This window comes from Hyphomicrobium sp. (assembly GCF_047600905.1).
Classification (GTDB): Bacteria; Pseudomonadota; Alphaproteobacteria; order Rhizobiales; family Hyphomicrobiaceae; genus Hyphomicrobium_B.
This window is the reverse complement of record NZ_JASGKD010000001.1, coordinates 2,126,413-2,145,490: the sequence shown is the minus strand read 5'-3', so window position 1 is coordinate 2,145,490 and position 19,078 is coordinate 2,126,413. Positions and strand designations below refer to the sequence as shown.

15 protein-coding genes are annotated in these 19,078 nt (G+C 57.1%); 7 read left to right on the top strand and 8 right to left on the bottom strand.

Annotated features, from left to right (window positions below; all coding sequences use genetic code 11):
• Positions 1 to 8: 8 nt before the first annotated feature.
• From ssuD to QM780_RS10375, 3 genes are all read left to right on the top strand, one after another.
• Positions 9 to 1,220, top strand: coding sequence for an FMNH2-dependent alkanesulfonate monooxygenase (gene ssuD, locus QM780_RS10385; protein WP_415070410.1), 1,212 nt, complete (start codon positions 9 to 11; stop codon positions 1,218 to 1,220).
• Positions 1,217 to 2,620 (top strand): FAD/NAD(P)-binding protein, encoded by a 1,404-nt coding sequence (locus tag QM780_RS10380; RefSeq protein ID WP_415070409.1) that lies wholly within the window; start codon positions 1,217 to 1,219, stop codon positions 2,618 to 2,620. The genes ssuD and QM780_RS10380 overlap by 4 nt, the downstream gene beginning before the upstream one ends.
• Before the next feature lie 173 nt (positions 2,621 to 2,793).
• The gene (locus tag QM780_RS10375; RefSeq protein WP_415070408.1) at positions 2,794 to 3,324 is read left to right on the top strand and encodes a hypothetical protein; all 531 of its coding nucleotides are present in this window, start codon (positions 2,794 to 2,796) and stop codon (positions 3,322 to 3,324) included.
• Positions 3,325 to 3,809: 485 nt separating this feature from the next.
• Here the strand turns inward: QM780_RS10375 and QM780_RS10370 are convergent, their stop codons facing one another.
• The 8 genes from QM780_RS10370 to QM780_RS10335 all read right to left on the bottom strand — a co-directional run bounded on the left by QM780_RS10370 (position 3,810) and on the right by QM780_RS10335 (position 15,159).
• Positions 3,810 to 5,297 carry a L,D-transpeptidase gene (locus QM780_RS10370; protein WP_415070407.1) on the bottom strand — a complete coding sequence of 496 codons (1,488 nt, stop codon included), beginning with the start codon at positions 5,295 to 5,297 and terminating at the stop codon, positions 3,810 to 3,812.
• A gap of 1,382 nt (positions 5,298 to 6,679) precedes the next feature.
• Positions 6,680 to 7,495 (bottom strand): ABC transporter permease, encoded by an 816-nt coding sequence (locus QM780_RS10365; RefSeq protein ID WP_415070406.1) that lies wholly within the window; start codon positions 7,493 to 7,495, stop codon positions 6,680 to 6,682.
• Positions 7,488 to 8,381: an ABC transporter permease gene (locus QM780_RS10360; RefSeq protein WP_415070405.1), complete on the bottom strand. Its 894-nt coding sequence runs from the start codon at positions 8,379 to 8,381 to the stop codon at positions 7,488 to 7,490. Before QM780_RS10360 ends, QM780_RS10365 begins: the two co-directional genes overlap by 8 nt.
• Complete coding sequence (locus QM780_RS10355; protein ID WP_415070404.1) at positions 8,378 to 9,370, bottom strand: ABC transporter ATP-binding protein; 993 nt, start codon at positions 9,368 to 9,370, stop codon at positions 8,378 to 8,380. Before QM780_RS10355 ends, QM780_RS10360 begins: the two co-directional genes overlap by 4 nt.
• Positions 9,371 to 9,376: 6 nt before the next feature.
• A complete protein-coding gene (locus tag QM780_RS10350) occupies positions 9,377 to 10,540 on the bottom strand; it encodes an ABC transporter substrate-binding protein (RefSeq protein WP_415070403.1) in 1,164 nt (387 codons plus the stop codon).
• Positions 10,541 to 11,212: 672 nt separating this feature from the next.
• Positions 11,213 to 12,607 (bottom strand): cytosine permease, encoded by a 1,395-nt coding sequence (locus QM780_RS10345; protein WP_415070402.1) that lies wholly within the window; start codon positions 12,605 to 12,607, stop codon positions 11,213 to 11,215.
• Positions 12,608 to 12,763: 156 nt separating this feature from the next.
• Positions 12,764 to 14,047, bottom strand: a complete 1,284-nt coding sequence (locus QM780_RS10340; RefSeq protein ID WP_415070401.1) for an MFS transporter — start codon at positions 14,045 to 14,047, stop codon at positions 12,764 to 12,766.
• Between the two features lie 104 nt (positions 14,048 to 14,151).
• Entirely contained in the window at positions 14,152 to 15,159 is a 1,008-nt protein-coding gene (locus QM780_RS10335; protein WP_415070400.1) for an Lrp/AsnC family transcriptional regulator, read from the bottom strand.
• A gap of 158 nt (positions 15,160 to 15,317) precedes the next feature.
• On the opposite strand from QM780_RS10335, the gene QM780_RS10330 reads away from it, so the two are divergent.
• The 4 genes from QM780_RS10330 to QM780_RS10315 are packed head-to-tail and all read left to right on the top strand — an operon-like array spanning position 15,318 to position 18,916.
• A complete protein-coding gene (locus QM780_RS10330) occupies positions 15,318 to 16,397 on the top strand; it encodes an LLM class flavin-dependent oxidoreductase (RefSeq protein WP_415070399.1) in 1,080 nt (359 codons plus the stop codon).
• Positions 16,394 to 18,103: an amidohydrolase gene (locus QM780_RS10325; RefSeq protein ID WP_415070398.1), complete on the top strand. Its 1,710-nt coding sequence runs from the start codon at positions 16,394 to 16,396 to the stop codon at positions 18,101 to 18,103. The genes QM780_RS10330 and QM780_RS10325 overlap by 4 nt, the downstream gene beginning before the upstream one ends.
• The gene (locus QM780_RS10320) at positions 18,087 to 18,620 is read left to right on the top strand and encodes a flavin reductase family protein (protein WP_415070397.1); all 534 of its coding nucleotides are present in this window, start codon (positions 18,087 to 18,089) and stop codon (positions 18,618 to 18,620) included. The genes QM780_RS10325 and QM780_RS10320 overlap by 17 nt, the downstream gene beginning before the upstream one ends.
• Complete coding sequence (locus QM780_RS10315; protein ID WP_415070396.1) at positions 18,617 to 18,916, top strand: EthD family reductase; 300 nt, start codon at positions 18,617 to 18,619, stop codon at positions 18,914 to 18,916. The genes QM780_RS10320 and QM780_RS10315 overlap by 4 nt, the downstream gene beginning before the upstream one ends.
• Positions 18,917 to 19,078: the final 162 nt, after the last annotated feature.

Genomic DNA, 19,078 nt, shown 5'->3' with positions numbered 1-19,078 from the left:
ACCTAGCTATGACACTGCGCACAATCGATCATCAATTGGCTCATGCGGACGTGGATGAAGCGCCCAAGAAGATCAACGTCCTCTGGTTCATTCCAACTCATGGGGACGGCCACTACCTCGGCACCTCGCTTGGCGGCAGATCGGTCGACCTTCCGTACTTGAGGCAAATTGCGCAGGCGGCCAACTCGCTCGGCTACTATGGGGCTTTGCTTCCGACCGGGCGAAGTTGCGAGGATAGTTGGATCGTCGCCGCAGCGCTAGCGCCGCTTACCGAGAAGCTTCGCTTCCTGGTCGCCGTGCGGCCAGGGCTCCAGTCACCAACCGTTGCCGCGCGGATGACGGCCACGCTCGATCGAATCTCGAACGGCCGGCTTTTGATCAATGTGGTGACCGGAGGAGATCCTGCGGAGAACAGGGGCGACGGTCTTTTTTCCAATCACTCCGAGAGATACGAGCTAACTCGTGAATTTCTCGACATCTACGATCGCCTCCTTCGGGGTGAAAACGTAACCACCCTAGGCAAGAACGTGAGCGTCGAGGATGCTCGTCTTCTTTTCCCGCCCATACAAACTCCACGCCCTCCATTTTATTTCGGCGGTTCGTCTGAAGCGGCGAACAGCGTCGCGGCGCAAATGATCGAAAAATACTTGACCTGGGGTGAGCCGCCAGCCGCGGTCGCGGAGAAGATCCAGCATGTCAAGCATTTGGCGGCAGCGGCTGGCCGCAAACTCACATTCGGCATCCGGCTTCATGTCATCGTGCGCAAAACCACGGAAAAGGCATGGGAGGCGGCAGCGGCGCTTATCGAGCATTTGGACGATGCGACGATTGAAGCCGCGCAGAAGGTATTTGCCCGTATGGACTCGGTCGGTCAGCAGCGCATGAGCAGTTTGCATGGCGGCCGGCGTGACAAGCTCGAAGTCAGTCCCAATCTTTGGGCCGGAGTAGGACTCGTACGCGGGGGTGCCGGTACTGCGCTCGTCGGAGACCCAGATACCGTCGCCGAACGCATCGACGAATATCGCCAGTTGGGCATCGATACTTTTATTTTGTCCGGCTACCCGCATCTAGAGGAATGCTATCGCGCGGCGGAACTTCTTCTGCCCAAACTGCCTCTGGCACACGCGACGCGACCAAGCGCGAACGTCGTGAATATGGGCCCCTTCGGCGAGACTATAGCGGGTGATCACCGGCCGGCAGCGCGAGCGGGGCAATCGTGAACGAACTCGGCGAGCGTTCGACCGTTGCGATCATCGGAGGTGGCTTTTCTGGTGCTGCCGTTGCCTATCATCTGGCTGCACATAAAAATTTCGCCAGAATCGTCATCTTCGAGCCCCGGCCCTTGCTCGGCGCGGGACTTGCGTATGGCAGCGAAGATCCGCAACACCGAACGAACGTCCCCGCAGCGAAGATGAGCCTGCTTCCGGATAAGGAAACGCATTTCCTCGACTGGATCGATCGCACCAACGCCCTGGCCAACGACCCGGACTCCTTTGCCGAGGATGGGTTTTCCTATCCTCGACGATCCATCTTCGGACGCTACGTGCACGATCAGATCGCACCTTTTCTCGCGAGCGGCGCTATCGAGCATATTCAGAGTCGTGTTCGTTCCATACAGCGCTCGAATAACGGCTGGGTCATTCGGGCAGAGCACGGAAGCGTTCAAGCTGATTTCGCCGTGATCGCAACAACGCACCCCGAGCCGCGCGTCCCCGATGCGCTCTCCGGAGTCCTGTCGGATGACCCCAGGATCATCACCGATGCCACGACCACTGGTGCGCTAGGCGATCTGCGACCCGATGATAAAATCCTTATCGTCGGCACCGGACTGACAATGGCAGACATCGTCGCGTCGCTCGATGCTCGCGGCCACTATGGAAAGATAACTGCAATCTCGCGCCATGGATTGCGCTCGAAGGGCCACGCGCCATTGCCCTTGGTTCCATACGGTAATTTTACCGACCCATTGCCGCAAAGTGCCATCGACCTCCTGAGACGCACCCGGCGAACAATCGCCGATGCCGAAGCCAATGGACTATCCTGGCACGCCGTCATTGATGCCGTTCGCGCACAAGCCAAATCGTTCTGGCCCGCACTTTCTCTCGCCGAGCGCCGTCGGATTGCTCTACGTCTCCGGCCATATTGGGACGTGCACCGCTTCCGAATTGCGCCTCAGCTCGAGTCCATCATCCGGCGGCGTGTCGAAGCGGGAGCGCTGCAATTCATGGCAGCCGCGATCGAGAATTTGAGTAGCCGAGACGGCCGCCTAGACGTCCTGCTACGGTTGTCTCGCTCTGACCGCAGGCTCGCACGCGTCGTTGACTCAGTTATTCTTGCGACTGGCCCTGACCATGGGCGCGTTCTTGCAAGCCAACAATTTCTCACTGAGTTGAAAGCCCAAGGTTACGTTCGACCGGATCCTCTGCATCTCGGCATCGACTGTGATCGGCAGGGCCGCGCACTCGATAGCGATGGGAAAGCCGTCGATAGGCTCTGGATCGCCGGACCGCTGGCTCGGGCCAGCGTCGGCGAGCTGATGGGCCTTCCTCAAGTGACGGAATTTGCAGCGACCGTCGCAGGAAGCATCCGTGAGGGCGCAGAAGAGTTCGCGCTCCACTGAATCGAACCTGCAGGCCTTCAATGCCTGTTCCTACGTCAAGAACAACCCATTGTCCTTCACCAATTCCTCAGGCTGCTTAGGCCTGTTCCATGCCATCGGCAATTTCTTCAAGTCGATCTTCAAGGCCATCCTCAACTCCCATATCGGACGCGCCCTACTCCAGATCGCGGCATGTGCTGTTGCTGCTGAACTTTGCAGAGCAAATGGGACTTCGCCAGTCGCGTCGCACCGGTGCGCTTCCGCCGGACCCCAGTATGCAGCGAACGTTGGATCCTCTCGAGCTCGGTCAGAGAATTCTGAAGATTGCCCGCAGCTCCGACTGGAGCTCACCTGCAATCCGAGCAGGTTTATCCGCAGATATGCGCTATCTCTGCGGGCCAACAATCGGCGACGCATTGCGGAATGGTGATGTTGACTGGCCCAAAATCGTGAACAGTCTCGCTCCTGAAGTGAGAAAATGTGTTATAGACACGCAGTGCTGCCCTCAACTCTGTCGCCGCGCTGCCCACATGGGATTGCCGATTGAGCTTTTGGTTCTCAGCGTCATGGCCCTGTCGCGAGCTGCCGACGATCCGGAGGTCGCTGAACTCGTTGTTCCAGCAGCTGGTGGACGGACCAGAGATTTCCCACATCACGATGTAATGTTCGCCGCTTTTGGTCTTCAACCACCTGCGGCCGCCAACGGCAACCTTGAGCAGCATTGACTGTACCGATAATGTGCATGGCAACAGTCTTGTGGAGCAAGGCGTCGGTCTTTGGACAGCTCAACGCGTCTTGCTTTGTACCGCACACTAAAACTCATCACCGGTCGGTACTAGCCAACGTAACGCCCTGGTTGCGCGTCCGTGACAAGCGCGATTGGGGACCCAAAATGGTCGTCGGCGCGGCCAGTAAGGTTTCTGCTTTGTCGTCGAAAGCGGAAAGGCCAGCCACGCGAATGGCGATTTCTCCGAAAGATGGGCCAATGACTGCTTTTGGGATGTTTCACTCGACTGCGGCGCAGTATGCGCTTGCACTTCTTCGTCCGCTTTCTCGGTTTTCGGACATTTCGCGATGTCTGCTTCAATCCCGATAGCAGACATAACCTGAAGCGCGGTCGCCATCGCGCCACCTACAGTTCGCCCGCTTACCGATCTGATGTGGACGCTTGATTGCCACCAAATCAAAGTCTCTCTGCCGCAGTTTACGACTACCGGTCCCGTTGCGCCTGGTCGTTGCGGTTTTGTCGTCGACGAGATTTCGGGGCTGCGCTCGGCTTGCAAAAGAGGCCGAAGAACCCGCATGATTTAACGACCTGAGGAGGAGCGGGCAGCACCGTCGGCCGTCGGTTTTTGAAACCACCCTGGGGTTCGTTGCTCAAGACCGCGATGAACTCGGTGCGATAGTTGGTCTCCCGGCTCAGCGGCTCGTCCGAAACAATGATCGAAGATCTGGGGAGTGCAGTCGGCGCGATGCGATCGAGCACGTCCTTTGGAAAATTGACCCGATTGAGCGCGTCCTTGGCATCATCACCGTGATCGATCGTGACAGCAGTCCATCGAAGGGCATCCCCGTCGCTGGCCATCGCCGTGAATATATGGGTGCCGATCGGCCTGTCAGGATCCCGGATCTCAACCGGGACCTCAATGCTTGAATCGAAGACCTCGCCTCCGTCCGGCCAGGGCTTATGCGTATTCCGCCGAACGTAGAGTTTTTTGGTCGCGCGGCTGATGTAAATCGAGACCGGTTCGAGCGCGAGCTTGGCTTCGTTCGCTGCATTGGCCGTCTCAATCTTCTTTGCTGCAGCCGATTTGGCGGCATCGGCTGCTTTGGCTGCGAGGTCGACCTTCGACGTCGCATCAGCTCTAGCGGTGTCGAGTTTGGTGGCCCGTTCCCCGGCTTTGGCGACGGCCTTGACCTTCCATTCCTCGGCGCGCGCCTTTGCCTTGTCGGTTTTCGCGGCGCCCACGTCCCTATCGGCATCACGGAGGTCGGAGTCAGCGTCCTTCTTCAGCCATTCCAGCTTGCGTAGGGATGCTTTCGAAGACGCGGCTTCGCGCGCGGCCTTCACCGCCGACTTTTTCGTCTCTTTAGCGATTTCAGCGGCCTCACTGGCCTCACGGTCAAGGGTCTCGGCACGCTCCGGAGCGGCGGCGACAGCTTCCGCATTCGGAATCAATAGCGCCGGATGGGAAAAGGCGACCGGCGTCGCGTCGTTTGGAGAAATAATCACTCGCATTCCGATTTGCGTCTTATTGAACAGTTTCTCGGCGAAGCCGTAGGGCATCCGTACGCAACCGTGCGAAGCGGCGTAACCCGGCAACGGCCCCCCGTGCAGGGCGATCCCATTCCACGTAAGGCGCTGCATATGGGGCATCGACGCGTCGTCGTAGAGTGTCGAGTGGTGGTCGATGTCTTTCTCGATTACAGCGAAGATTCCCGCTGGTGTTTCACGTCCCTTGACACCTGTCGATACCGGCGCGCTGAAAATCCAGCCGTCGGCATCGTAAAACGTAACTCGCTGAGATCTGATCGAAACGATTGCCATGATCGGCTCTCCCGCATCTCGAGGCGCCGCCGCGGGCGACTGGTCCCGCTCTTTCGCATGAGCGCCGCAGGTCATCGCCATCAAGGTGGCGACGACCGCGATTGCAACAATGTAGAGATCCCTGCGACGCCGAATAAGCGATTGATACATAGTTAACGAACCTGCTGCGCTACTCCGCGTATAGAACTCGGCCTTGCACATTTCTCTCATGTGTCAAACGGCGAGATTACGTTTCGCCGACCAAACCGACAAATGTGTGATTGCGATTCATCGAGAATTGGGGGTCTCGCATATGGAGGATGAACTGCCACTAGTAATACCTGGGCGTCGATAAACCTGGCAAGCGCATCAATCTCCTGGATGATTACGAAGCGCGGGCTCAGGCAGTCGCTCCCAAAGAGTTTCCGCTTGCGCGTTGCGTCCCGAGAAAATGTTCATTCCGTTGCCCACCTTGAAGGAGCGCATCGAAGGTTTTTTGCATCAAGCTTCCAAAGACGCCTACGACCTCAATAGGTCCTTTGACACAACTAGCCCTTCCCTAATTTCTGCCGCCTATTGACTCATCGCCAACCAGCTTGTGCCCATTATCGATTGGCTCAAGAAAAAGGCTACCTCGAGCGTCGAGGTCAGGACCTCGTTCGGCTTACCGCCGATGGGTTCATGTATTGTGATGGGCTTCGTACGAAGCTCGCCGCTTCCTCTCAGGCTTTCATCGCAATGTGGTTCGATGGGAGCATGAATGATGCTTGGAAGGATGGTCTGGAGCCTGGGGTTATCAGTTCTGGTTACAAACCCCGCCGCGTCGACAAGGCGGAACACATTGACAAGATCGACGACGTCATCATCGGAGAGATACGCCGGTCCAAGCGTCTCGTTGCCGATCTCACGGGACAACGGCCAAGCGTAGACTACGAGGCCGGCTTCGCACGCGGGTTGAACCTCCCAGTCTTCTATACGTGCAGCAACCTCGAAACGACAAAGTCCATTTCGACATTCGCCAGTTCAATAGCATTTTCTGGTTGGATCCGACGGACCTCGCGACGCGGCTAAAAAACAGGATCGAAGCCGTCCTCGGAGTTGGTCCGGTTCGATAACACCAGCCCGCTCCGATCAGTGTGAGCCGCGGAAATCCTCCTTCGTAAATCCCCGATCCAAGTTGCCGATTGGGGGTTCGGAGCGAGGCCCAGCAAAGGACAAAGTGATCTGAGCAACCCAAAAACGATTGGGCCTAGCTAACACAAATTGCTCGAGCAGCGGGGTCTGGATCTGCGGAAGCATCCGCCCTCCCACCGACGCGGCAGGTGGGTCCGGGCTTTGGGTATCGACGCTGAAATTTCGGCAGTTGAGATCTTGCGGCTATTTCACTGTGATGGTGGGCAGAGTCACGACAAACCGCGGCTTGCGAACTTTTTCAATTTAGTCATCGTGTCGGCCATGCGAACGGCGTTTCCATTTTCGCCCGGATCAATTGTGGATCGTGAGGGTACTTTGAAAAATCCTGCGCCTGCATACCGATGATCGTTTCAGCAGTATCACACATTGCCTTGCCCGCGTCGCGAGACCGCATACCAGGCATAAGCAATGCTGACGGCCGTGAAGACCGATCCAGCCAATACAAACGAAGCGACAGCGATCTGAGGAGAAGCACTCGATCGTAGAGACAACCAAAGCATTACAGGCAACGTTTGCGTATCGCGGGTCGTCAAAAACAGCGCCATGATGAATTCGTTGAGCGATGTGATGAACGCGAACAGACTGGCAGATACGATGCCGGTCATCGCGACGGGAACAATGACGTTGAAGAATGCAAAGAGCGGCGGGGCACCGAGATCGCCAGCGGCTTCCATCAGGTTTCTGTCCAGCGTCTCAAATGTTGGAACGAGCACAGTAATCGCCAGCGGTAGTGCCCAGAGCGTGTGGGCGAAGGCAACGAGAAGCCTGGAGCCGAAGAGTTCTGAGCCGAAAATGGTGATGGAGCCGAACCCCATGGCAACTGATATTCCCAACACAACGCCGGGGACGAACAGCGGCAAGATCAACAAGGTCTGAAGAACCGGTCGGTTCCGCGATCCGATTGCGAGCGCGTAAGCAGTCGGCAGAGCGAGAGCCATCGACATCACTGTTGTGAGCAGAGCAATTTCGAGAGAGTTCCAAGCGGCGTTGTTCCATTGTGGATCGTTCAGGAACTCTCCAAACCAGCGAAGAGAATAGCCCCGTATCGGAAAGCGGATGACGTTGTCATCACTGAACGCCATAACGGCTGTGATCGTGAGAGGAACGAGCACATAGAGCACAAAAAGGCCTGCAAAAGCTCGATGCAGATAACGAAACACGCGCTCCTCAAACACGGCGCCTTCCCTTTCTATGCCGCAGCCACTGCACAGCGAGTGCCGCGACCGCGATTATTGCAATGAGGACGACAGATAGTGCGGAGGCCATTGGCCAATTCCGGCGCGTCAGCATTTGGAGCTGAATCTCGTAGGGCATCGTCCAGAGCGAGTCGGGTCCAAGTGCGTTGGTCGTCGCGTAAATTCCCATCGTGAATACGAACGCCTGCGTAAAGGCAGCGGCAATGCCGCCTTTGGCCAGCGGAAGGAGAACAGTGAAAAAGGTTCGCGCTGGCGACGCACCGAGATCGCCACTGGCAGTCAGCAACCCGCGATCGATGCCGTTCAGGACGCTCAGAATCGAGAAGAAGCAATAAGAGACCGAGATGTACGATAGACCCACGACGGCGGCGAGCTCGGTTCCAAGGAGATTGATCTTTCGCTCGCTCAGACCCGCAGACATCAGCGCATAGGAAAGCAAGCCGTTAGAAGGAAAGAAGATGCGCCATCCGATGATGACGGAGACCTCGGAAATCAGCATCGGACCGAGGGCAACGGCAAGCAGCATGAGGCGACTGCGCCCTTCGCGAAGCCAAACGAACTGCGCAAAGAAAAATGCCGCGACAACTGTGACGATGGCGGTGACCAGCGAGATGTAGACGGTCTTGGCGATTTCCTCGAGCATGCCCGGATCGGTGAGAATGTAGAGATAATTTCTCAGCGACCAGGCTTCGACATAGACAGACGGGCCGGGATGCTCGTTGAAGCTCATGCGCAACAAATAAAGGAGCGGCCAGCCAAAGACGAAAACAATGAAGGCGAGTGCCGGCACCAGCAGCCAGGGAATGTTAGCTGTCAGAGCGGACCACGCGGAGCGACGCGGAAGAATGTCGGCGCCGACAGTCATGACAGGGGAAAATAGGTTGCGTCGGCGCTTTTCCAGCCGATCTTGATCATGTGATCCGGTCCGACAGTCGGCGCCTTCGCACTATCGAAAAAAATGGTCCCGTGGTCCGTTTCGGCGTGGATTCGATAGATACCGCCGAGATATTCGATCGATGCCACACGCGCCATCAGCACATTTTCGGCGCCGGCTCCGTTGACCAGCCCGAGGTTCGATGGACGAATGAACAAGCGGCCTCGGGCGCCGATCGCGGCTTGATGCGGCAGTTCGAGCGAGCAGGATTCTCCGACAAACGTATAGACGAATTCGCTGGCGGGCTTCTCGAAGATTTCAATCGGCGGCCCGATCTGCTCGATCTTGCCTTTGTTCATGACGGCGATGCGATCCGAGAGCGCCATCGCTTCACTCTGGTCGTGGGTCACGAAAACCGCGGTGTAGCCCAGCTCTTGGTGCAAGCGGCGGATCTCAGTCCGCAGCTCCAACCGTAATTTCAGGTCGAGCGCGCTCATTGGTTCGTCAAAAAGCAGGATGCTCGGCTCGACGACCATGGCGCGGGCCAACGCCACACGTTGGCGCTGGCCTCCCGACATTTCGGCCGGATAGCGTTCACTGAACCCCCCCATCCGGACGATGTCGAGTATGCGATTGACACGCGGCCCGATCTCGCCTGCCGAAACACCGCGCATCTTCAGTCCATAGGCCACGTTCTCTGCGACCGTCAGGTGCGGAAAAAGCGCACCGGATTGGAAGACGGTAGCGGTATCGCGCTTATAGCTCGGCAGACGGTCTACTCTCCGCCCCATGATTTCGATGACGCCGCTGTCGGGACGATCCATGCCGCCAATAAGGCGGAGTGTGGTGGTCTTTCCACATCCACTCGGGCCTAACAGGGTAAGAAATTCGCCCTGCTCGACGAGAAGATCAATCTCGTCGACCGCGGCATGATTCCCGTAACGCTTAACGACACGTTCCAATCGAAGGGCGCGAACCATTCCGCCTTAGCCCTTAGACGTCTTCAGTACCGATTTCTGGAAGCGCTCTCCCATCGCATCGAAGTTAGGCAGCAGACGCTGCAGGCCGTCCATCGTCATCAAACGAACATTCTTCACCAAGTCGTCGTTGGTCACAGGATAGTTGTGCCAGAAGGATGGAACAGTAACGTCCTTTCGCGACATCACCGACATCTGGACCTTGATGAAGCTGTTTTGCGTTTCCTTCTCTAGCAGATAGCCAAGGAAGGCATCGGCCAGCTCATCGTGTTGCGTCCCTTTGACCTTGATGTACCAGTCGCCGTACGCGACCGTACCGTCGGCGGGAATACCGGTTTTGTAGGTCGGGCCGCCGTTCTGCATGAGACCCAGAGCATCGGAGGAATAGATCTGTGCAAACGATGCCTGCTCCTGCAACATCAGGAACGATAATTCCGCGCCGTCCTTGTAGTATTTGGCCGGACGCAGCCGATCGAGCGCATCGAATATCGGATCGGACGCCTGTCCGGGCTTCCAATCGTAGAAAGCGTTGAAATCTTTTTTGGCGCCCCAGATCGCCGAGATTGCGATGATCCACCAATAGGCACCGGAATCGAGCGCCAGTTTGCCTTCGAGATCCTTGTCCCACATCGTCGCCCAGCTCAGAGGCTTCTCGGCGGTGAGGGCTGTATTCAGCATCGGGAGCGAGAATCCCAACCCGAGCGGGACGCCGTAGTCGCGCGCCGATTCCGGGCGCGCCGTCAGGAAGAATGGCTGCACATCGGCAAGCTGTGGAAACTTGGAGCGATCGGACTTCGCGTAAAGGCCCTCCGCCAGCGCGCCGAGCGTCGTATATTCTTCCGACACGGTAATATCGAATGGAGGCTTTCCCGGAGGAGCAGCCTTCATTTGAGCGACCATCTGATCCCAGCCGCCGACCAGCGAGACTTTCGTGCCGTATTTTTCGTTGAACGGATCAGAGATCGCGGTTTTGAACGAATCGAGGTAGCCGCCCGACCAAGCGCAGACGGTCAATTCTTCGCCTTTGAATGCGTCTTTTGCGTCGGTGGCTCGTGCTTTGCCGATGATTGCAGGTAGCGGGAGTGTGGCCGCGCCCGCCAAGAGCGCTCCGGTTTGCAAAATTTGTCTACGAGAGACTCCCCGCTTGCCATCGTTGCCAACCCCGTCACTCATTTCAGAAACTCCCAATTAGCTGGTGCTGATACGAACTGCGATCGTTTCGGCGTTCTTTTCGATTGCCGCGAACGAGAACGAAGTGGCTGCGCTCATTGTCGAGGAATGAGCTGCAAGTCGTCGAAAGGCGAGGGCCATCCGGTCCATCGCAAATGGTGAAGATCGGCGCCGTTCGGTTTGGAAAATAGTCGAGCAACTGGCCGAGCCTCGAGCAGATCCACAATTCTGCGGAACGGAGGAGAGTCGGTTCCCCGCGGCCTTCGGATTGCGCTGTTGGCCGTGCACGTCGTTTCTGCGAGCGGCTGAGAAGCATGGCATCCTTCTCTTGGAGCTTCCGATCGGGACATTGCCCAAGATCGAGGCGGTCTGCGCATTGCGCAAGCAGCTACATACCGTAAAGCGTATATGCAGATGATTGTATGACCGTATTTCGTAGATTGATCTAAGTCAATGACCTATTTCCGCTCGATTGCGCTTTTTTTTTACAGTGCCAGAAAAGTTTGCTGGCTCGTGCCGCCGCATCAATTGCATCAGGAACGTTGGCAGCGGCGCTCGACGCGCGAGAGGCCCCTCTCGCGATATTCATCGATTGCCATTGAAGTCGAGTGAGTTCGCACGCGAGCGTGCCGCCGCATTCGCAACGGTCACGCGCGCAGCAGTTTCGAAGTCGCGTTAGACGTAATCGCCTTTGCCCGCCGGAATAATCCAAAAGCGCGTCGCAAGAACAAACACTATTCCAGAGACAAGAGCGGCCGGTAGCGAGGCGGTGACGTATTCATAAGGCCACCGGCTTTCGTACGTTACGGGATTCAAGAGATAGAGATATGTGAAAAACCCAGCAGCCATTGCGAGGAATGCCGCCGGATTGAACCCAAACCAAAATTCGTACGGAGTGCCGACGCCGTCCTGGTAGATTCCGCGAATGTTGAGGACATTTTTCCGCAGCAGGAATGTATCGGCGATCTGAATCGCGCAAAGTGGTGCGAAGAAGATGCCGATGAAGGCGAGGAACGTTCCGAAGCTTGAAAAAAACTCTTCGGGAATGAAAACGCCAACGGCCGCGACCGGTACGATTGCCATGAGAATGAGCGTATTCCAGCTTGCTTTTTCCAACGCCGGGACGCGGCGCAAACCTATTGCCGTGGAATAGACGCCTGCGAGCGATGGGCCGAGATTTGCGGCCATGACAAACAGAAGCGCGACGAGGCCATAAAGCGGTCCCCCCAGTGAAACCAGCCAAGCCGTCGGATCCGGAACCTGCAAGACGAGCATTGCAGCGAGTCCGACGATGCTGAGAAGCGGCAGCGACAGTCCCATCGCCAGCATGGATGGAAGAACGGAGCTGGAAGGAGAGGGCGCCTCGCGGACGATCGTCCCGAAATATGCCCAGAAGCCCAGCAACGAGACGATGCTGATCTCGACGCCGGTCACGTAGTTCCACGCAAGGCTCGGCGACGGCATCGACGGCTTTGCAGTTGCGAGCGCGCCGGCTTGCTGGGAAAGCAGCATGTAGAGCATCCACGCGCCGATCCCGACCACGACGAAGAACAGTATGTTCGATGCAGCCTCAAGTCCCTTCAGACCCCGTAACAGGACGGTATAGACGACGGCGCACGTGACGGTCGACACGGCCCTTACAACATCGAGAGAATGTTCAGGGCCAACCAATCCCAGCGTGATGCCTGCCTGTGCTACCGCTTTGCCGAAGAATACGAGCAGCAAGGCATTCCAGCCGATGATCGATGCGTATTGGAGGAAGACTGTGAGAAGCCAGCCGCGATTTCCGAACTGAGGCTTCGAAGCGGCGATGGAATCGATTCCGTATTTGGCCGAAGCGGGCACGACGGCAAGCGTCAGCATCAGCATGCCGATCATCGAGCCGGCGATCAGCGCCGCGACGCCCATCCTGAAGTCCAGGTAAAACGCAACGTACTGCCCGATGAGATAGGACCAGTTTCCGCAAGCAGTGACGAGCAGGACGACGGTCAATTGTCGTGTCGTCCAGCTCTTGTCGGATACTGTCAGGGGCCAACCGGATTCGGCGATGCTGTCGCGGTCTGAACTCATTATTTATCTCATCCCCCCGATATATTCTGCTGCTTTTCGTTTGCGCCGTGCCTGGCGCAAATGACTCCGCCAATAAACTGGACAAGCCGGACCGTTACAAGAGGTCCCGGAAATCGATGGACGAGTCGCAGGGCGGCATCGCCAACGAGTGGCGATTCAAGTCGGCAGTCTCTTCTTCGCCTCCAACTCCATAGAAAGGATCAAAGCTGCAGCCGCAAACATGAAGATCGCCATCAATGCGATCGCAGTTTGAGATGATGCGCCGTGCTGTTTGGCAAATCCGATCAGATAGGGCCCAAAGAAGCCGCTCGAGTTCGCGACCGAATTGATCAGGGCGATGCCTGCCGCCGCGGCTGGACCCATGAGCATTGTTGCGGGCAATGTCCAGAAAACGGGAAAGATCGACAAGGTGCATGCCGAGGCGATGGTCAGAAGAGTGAGCAGAAGCACCGGGGACGTCACGAATGCACAAAGTCCGAATGCGGCGCCGGCGACGAGACTGGGGATCGCGATGTGCCAAATCCGCTCGCCTGAACGGTCGGAATGGCGACCCCAGAAAATCATGAAAAGCGCAGAAATCGCGTACGGCACCGCAACGATCCAGCCCGTTGCGGAATTACTGAGCGACATGCTTTTTACGATCTGAGGCATCCAGAAGCCGAGCCCGTAGAGGCCGATTCCAACGCCAAAACATGCGATCGCGAGGATAATGACGCGTCGGTCTGTGAGGGCGTCGCGTATCGAATGGCTATGACTTGGAACATGAAGTTCTCGATCGGCAACGAGATGTGCGAGAAGTTCTTCTCGCTCCGACTTCGAAAGCCACGTGGCATCGGACGGGCGCTCTGTGAGAGTGAAAAAACAGAGTATGCCAAGAGTTATGGCGGGTAGTGCTTCGAGCATGAATAGCCATTGCCATCCGTGGAAGCCCATGACGCCGTTCCATTGATCCAGGATCGTACCGGATATCGGTGCGCCGATGATCGTAGAGACGGGAATGGCCATCATGAACATCGACACGACGCGCGCTCGCTTGGCTGAAGGCACCCAGTTGGTGAGGTAATAGATCACTCCGGGGAAGAAGCCTGCTTCGGCAGCGCCAAGCAAAAAGCGGACGGTCGCGAGCGAATATACGTCGGTGACGAAGGCCGTCGCCGCAGAGAGTAGACCCCATGTGACCATGATGCGCGCCAGCCAAAGCCGCGCCCCGACCCGTGTCATGATGATGTTGCTTGGGACCTCGAACAGGCAATAGCCGAGAAAGAAGATGCCTGAGACGAAGCCGAATGCTTCAGGTCCGATCGAAAGATCGGCATTCATTTGAAGCGCGGCAAAGCTGACGTTGACGCGATCGAGGTAAGCCGAGAAATAACCTGCGATCAGCAGTGGCAAGAGGCGGTACTGCACTTTTGCGAGAGTTTGTTCGAGCGTGGTCGGCATACGCAAAACATCCTGTTCCGGCGGATGAAACGCTGCACAAGCAAAGACCTCCGCAGCTAACAGGGCGGGCTCGTTAGCAGAATTGGAATGAGACTGCGAGTCTGTCAGATCGCAGCAGATGCCGCGACGGCCTCGTCGCGGATCGGCGTGAGGCGTTTGTAATAGAGGTCGCTGTAGATCGAAATTTCGAGGCGAGCGATGCCGGGTAGCATGCGAACATTGCGATCGATCACCTCCAGCAACTCGCGATCCGATTGACAGATGAACTCGGTGAGAATGTCGTATCGACCTGCACAAATGGCAATGTAGGTGGTGTTCGGAAGGCGGGCGAGATCATCCGCGACATCCATTGCGCTATGGCCGGATGCTACGTTGATCGCGATCCACGCCATTGAACGATATTGCAAACCCATCGGATTGATCAGAGCAATCACGTGGACCGTGCCGGTATCGGTTAAATGCTTGAATCTTAACCGCACCTGTCCTTCGGATACTCCGAGTTCTTCTGCGACCTGCAAGAAAGGCTTGCGGCCATCTTCGCTTAGAGATCTGATGATGCGGACATCCATTGCGTCGATTTCGCGAGGGCGTACGCCCGTTTCGTCCGGCACCTTGTTTTGCGCCGCTTCGAAATGGGCGAGCTGATAGTGGAGACTGAGGTAAGGCATCACCTCGATAGTTTGGATGCCATCGACTTTTCCGACTTCGTTCTCGATTGTGGCTTGAAGGGCAGCACGGTCGCGACAAAGGAGTTCGGCAAAAAGGTTGTACCGAGAGGTTGAAACGACGACGTAGTCGATCGCGGGAATCTTTTGCAGTTCTTGCGCAATTTCGCTCGCAGGGCGGTTCGGTCTGGTCGTGATGCCGAGCAGGGCAGCCGTTCCATAGCCCAACACGGAAGGGTCGGTGACGGCGGTGATTTGCATGACGCGCTGCTCGATCAAATCGAGCACGCGACTGCGTGCCGTTTTTTCGGTGACCCCGACCTCGCGAGCGATACGTGAAAACGGCATGCGTCCGTCGGACTGAAGGAGCGAAACGATCTTGCGATCGAGATCGTCGAGAGATGCGACGAGCCGGAGATAATCCGGCGTCGTCAGTAAATCCTTCATCCGTCCCTCCCAGCGGCACACGACGCGCAACCTCAAACTAAGCCGCTAAGAGATTCAAGCCCAGATAACGATTCACACTCTTGACTTAGACATAAATACGAATTACAGCATTTATATGCGGTAAAAAATACGAATTACGGTTATAGGGACCATCTCAAGTGAAAGTTGGCATTCTGCAAGAAGGCGAAGTGATGCCGGGCGTGAGTTGCGCTCAGCGCTATCGAGAGATGATCGCTGAGGTTGCTCTTGCCGATAAGCTCGGGTTTTCGACTTGGGGAACGTCGGAACAGCATTTCAGTCCTCCGCGCTTCACCGTTTCCGCCCCTGAAGTGCTTTATGCCGCCGTCTCGCAGCACACCAAGCGGATCAAGTTCCGCGTGATGTGTTCTGTGCTTCTCAAGTGGAACCATCCCATCCTCGTCGCCGAACGCTTGGCGACGCTCGACATCGTTTCCAACGGACGGGCCGAGATCGGCACGGCGCGTTCGAACAATCTTACGACGCTCGAAGCTTTCGGTGTGAAGCCGACGGAAACCAGCGAGCAGTGGTCTGATTCGATGGATGTCCTGGCCAAGATCTTTGCTGGTGATCATCTCGAACACAATGGGCCCGTTTGGAAGATTCCCGAGAGGACGATCGTGCCGTCCTTCGAGAAGCAGACCCATCCTCCCGTTTCCGTCGCGGCGTCCAGCATCAAGACCCACACGTCCGCCGGCGAGATGCAGATCGGGGTCATGTGCTTCGAAAATTACTTTGGCTTCGACTATCTACAGGAATGCATCGACGCATACCGCGCGGCATACCCCGTCGGAAAAGCCCTCATGCCCAGGGCCAATTCCTACATGGGGCTTTACGTTGCAACGGCCTTTTGCGCACCGACGCGCGAGGAGGCAGCACGAGTTTCGCGCGACGTCGCGCTCGGCTATTTCAAGTTCATTCTCGATCTTTACGTGCCGCTGTCGAAGAAGGGCAGCTACGAATATCTGGAGCGGATTCAGCTCCTCGAGGCTAACGAGAAGAATCTCGACTTCCTCATCAGCGAAACGCCGTCGGTGATGATTGGCTCGCCCACCGACTTCATTGAACGGCTTCGCAAGCTCGAGTCGATGGGCATCGATGAGGTGTTGTTGCGTATCGACGGTGTGCCACACGAAGAAATCATGAAAAGCATTCAGCTGATCGGCACCGAAGTCGTTCCGGTCGTTGATCCCAATTACAGCAAGATCGCGGCCGAATGACCGACAGCGCACCCGAACCGGCTGATCTCATTGTCATCAGCCGTCGTGTCATCACGATGGAGCGGGATACCGATCCCAGGATAGAAGCCGTCGCCGTGCGCGGAAAGCGCATCTTGCGACTTCTGCGCAGAGACGAAGTCGCGGCGGCGACGTCCGAGAGCACGCGCGTTATCGATGTCGGCGAGCGGCCCATAATGCCGGGGTTCGTCGATCCTCACGCCCATATTGAGGTGGCGTGCCGCGCCTCGTTTGGCGTCGTCGATTGCCGGGCGCCGCAATGCCAGACGATCGATGATGTTATCGCCGCGCTATCAGCAAAGGCGGCTGAAACTCCGGTCGGCGATTGGGTCGTCGGTCAGGCGAACCTGTTTTTTGATCGCAAGCTTGCGGAGAAGCGCTTTCCAACCCGCTTTGAACTCGATCGTGTGAGCAATTCTCATCCGGTGGCTTTGCGCGCCGGCGGCCATCTGACAATCCTGAACTCCAAAGCGCTCGCGGTCTGCTTGATCGACCGTCATTATTCACCGCCACCGTATTCGATCACCGGATTGCCGAGCGTTGAGCACGATGCGTCCGGCGAGCCGACGGGCATCGTCAAGGAGATGGACAATCTTCTGCCGTTCTCGGCGATGGAGAAAGAGCAGCTGAAGGCGGCCCTTGTTGAGAGAATCCCAAGGCTCTTCACGCAGTACGGCGTCACAACCATTGGCGAGATTTCGGAAACCGTCGCGGGCTTGCAGATCATGAATGATCTTGCTGCCAGTGATGAATTGCCGGTGTCGGTTCGGACCTACCTCTGGGCGCCTGGGACACTCACGCTCGAAGCCGCGTGTGGTTGGAAGAATTCGATCTCGGTTTCGGCTCCTGACGATCTGTTTCGGATTCAGGGGGTCAAGCTGTTCGCTGATGGAGGCTTCTCAGCCAAGAGCGCTGCGGTCAAATCTGCGTATCTCACCTGTGGGTGTCGGGGTGGCCATACCTTCAGGGGCGAAGTGGCTCTCGACAAGAAGTATGCCCAACGCGCAATCGAGCTTACTCAGCTTGCCGGTTTGCAATTGGCCGTTCATGCCAACGGCGATCGAGCGCAGGAGTGGGTATGCGACACCCTACTCGAGATCGGCGGCGCACCGACGGGACGTCTCCACACGCGGATCGAGCACGCCGGCAATCTGATGCCTTCGGAGGTCACCGCGGACAAGTGGGCCGCGGCAGGCATCATTCCCGTTCCTCAGCCCGTGTTTCTCTACACGTTCGGTGAGTACTTTCCCGACTATCTCGGCGATTACGGAAAGCTTGGCCGCTTCTCATTTGCGACACTGCTCAAGCAAGGCTGGCGACTGTCAGGAAGTTCGGACGTCTGGGTCGGTTCGGAAAGCAGCGCCACGAACCCGTTGTTCGGTGTGTGGTGCTGCGTGAAGCGGCAGACATACTCGGGTGTTCCTCTGGACCCGCAAGAGACAATATCACTCGATCAAGCTTTGAGATTTCACACGATCGATGCGGCGGCGGTGCTTGGCGAGGACGACGTTCGCGGCAGTTTGGCTCCTGGCAAGTTCGCCGATCTCATCGTTCTGGATCGTGACCCGCATTCCGTGGCGGTGGACGAATTGCCCGAGATCAAAGTCGATTACGTTTTCAAGAATGGCAGAGAAATTTGGCTCAGGAATGGAGCAACAGGAGCGAGCCAGCATGAGACAGTCCGCTGAAGATCTGACGATGAGGAGGTTCCGGTCGGTCGATCCCGGACTTTTCAAGTCGGCCATGGGTGATCTGCCGGGCGCAGTCACGGTGATTACGTCGTGGACCGCGGCGGGTGATCCGAGCGGCGCAACGCTTTCGGCTGTCGTCTCCCTCTCGCTCGATCCGCCGCTCATGCTGGCGTGTTTCGACCAGGGCTCGACGACGCTTGGCGCCATTCAATCCGAAGGAAAATTTCTCGTTCACGTCCTGGCGCACGGTCAGCAAGACATGGCCATGCGTTTCTCGACCAAAGCCAGCAACAAATTCGATGGCGTCGATTGGCAGATTGGTGCGTTGGGCCTTCCCGAGATCGACGGCTGCGTTGCTTCCGTTGCGTGTGAACTCCATCAGATCATAGAGGCAGGCGATCATAAGATCGTCATCGGCAGGGTCGTCGAGGTCGAACGCGGACACGATCTCAATCCGATCGTCTACGCGCGCAAAAAGATGCTTCCCTTCGAAGTCGACGGAGCGAAACAATGATCCGAGTTACCGTTATTTATGGGCCGCCAGCCAGCGATGCGGCATTCAACGCCCATTATGAAGACGTTCACACCAAGCTTGTCGAGAAGATGCCTCGCCTGAAGCGTTTCTCGTTTAGCCGTGGTGCTGTAGCCAGCAGCGATGACGCAAAGCCGGCCCATCTGATCGCCTTTCTCGATTACGACACGAAAGCTGACCTCGATGCTTCAATGGCTTCGGAGGAAGGGAAAGCCGCGGTCGCGGACTTGGCCAAATTCGCCGACGGCGGCGTGACAATTCTGACTGCTGAAATTTGAGCGACCAGGATGTGAGACGCTCGGCGTCACGAGGGGAAGTAATCTATGGGTCTCGAACCTGAACTCGAACGGCGCATTCAGGCATTTCGAAATCCAGTCGAAGGGAGAGCAGGTTTCTCTTCCCGGGATTGGGCTGCGCTGGTCGCCCTCGGCGTCCTCCTG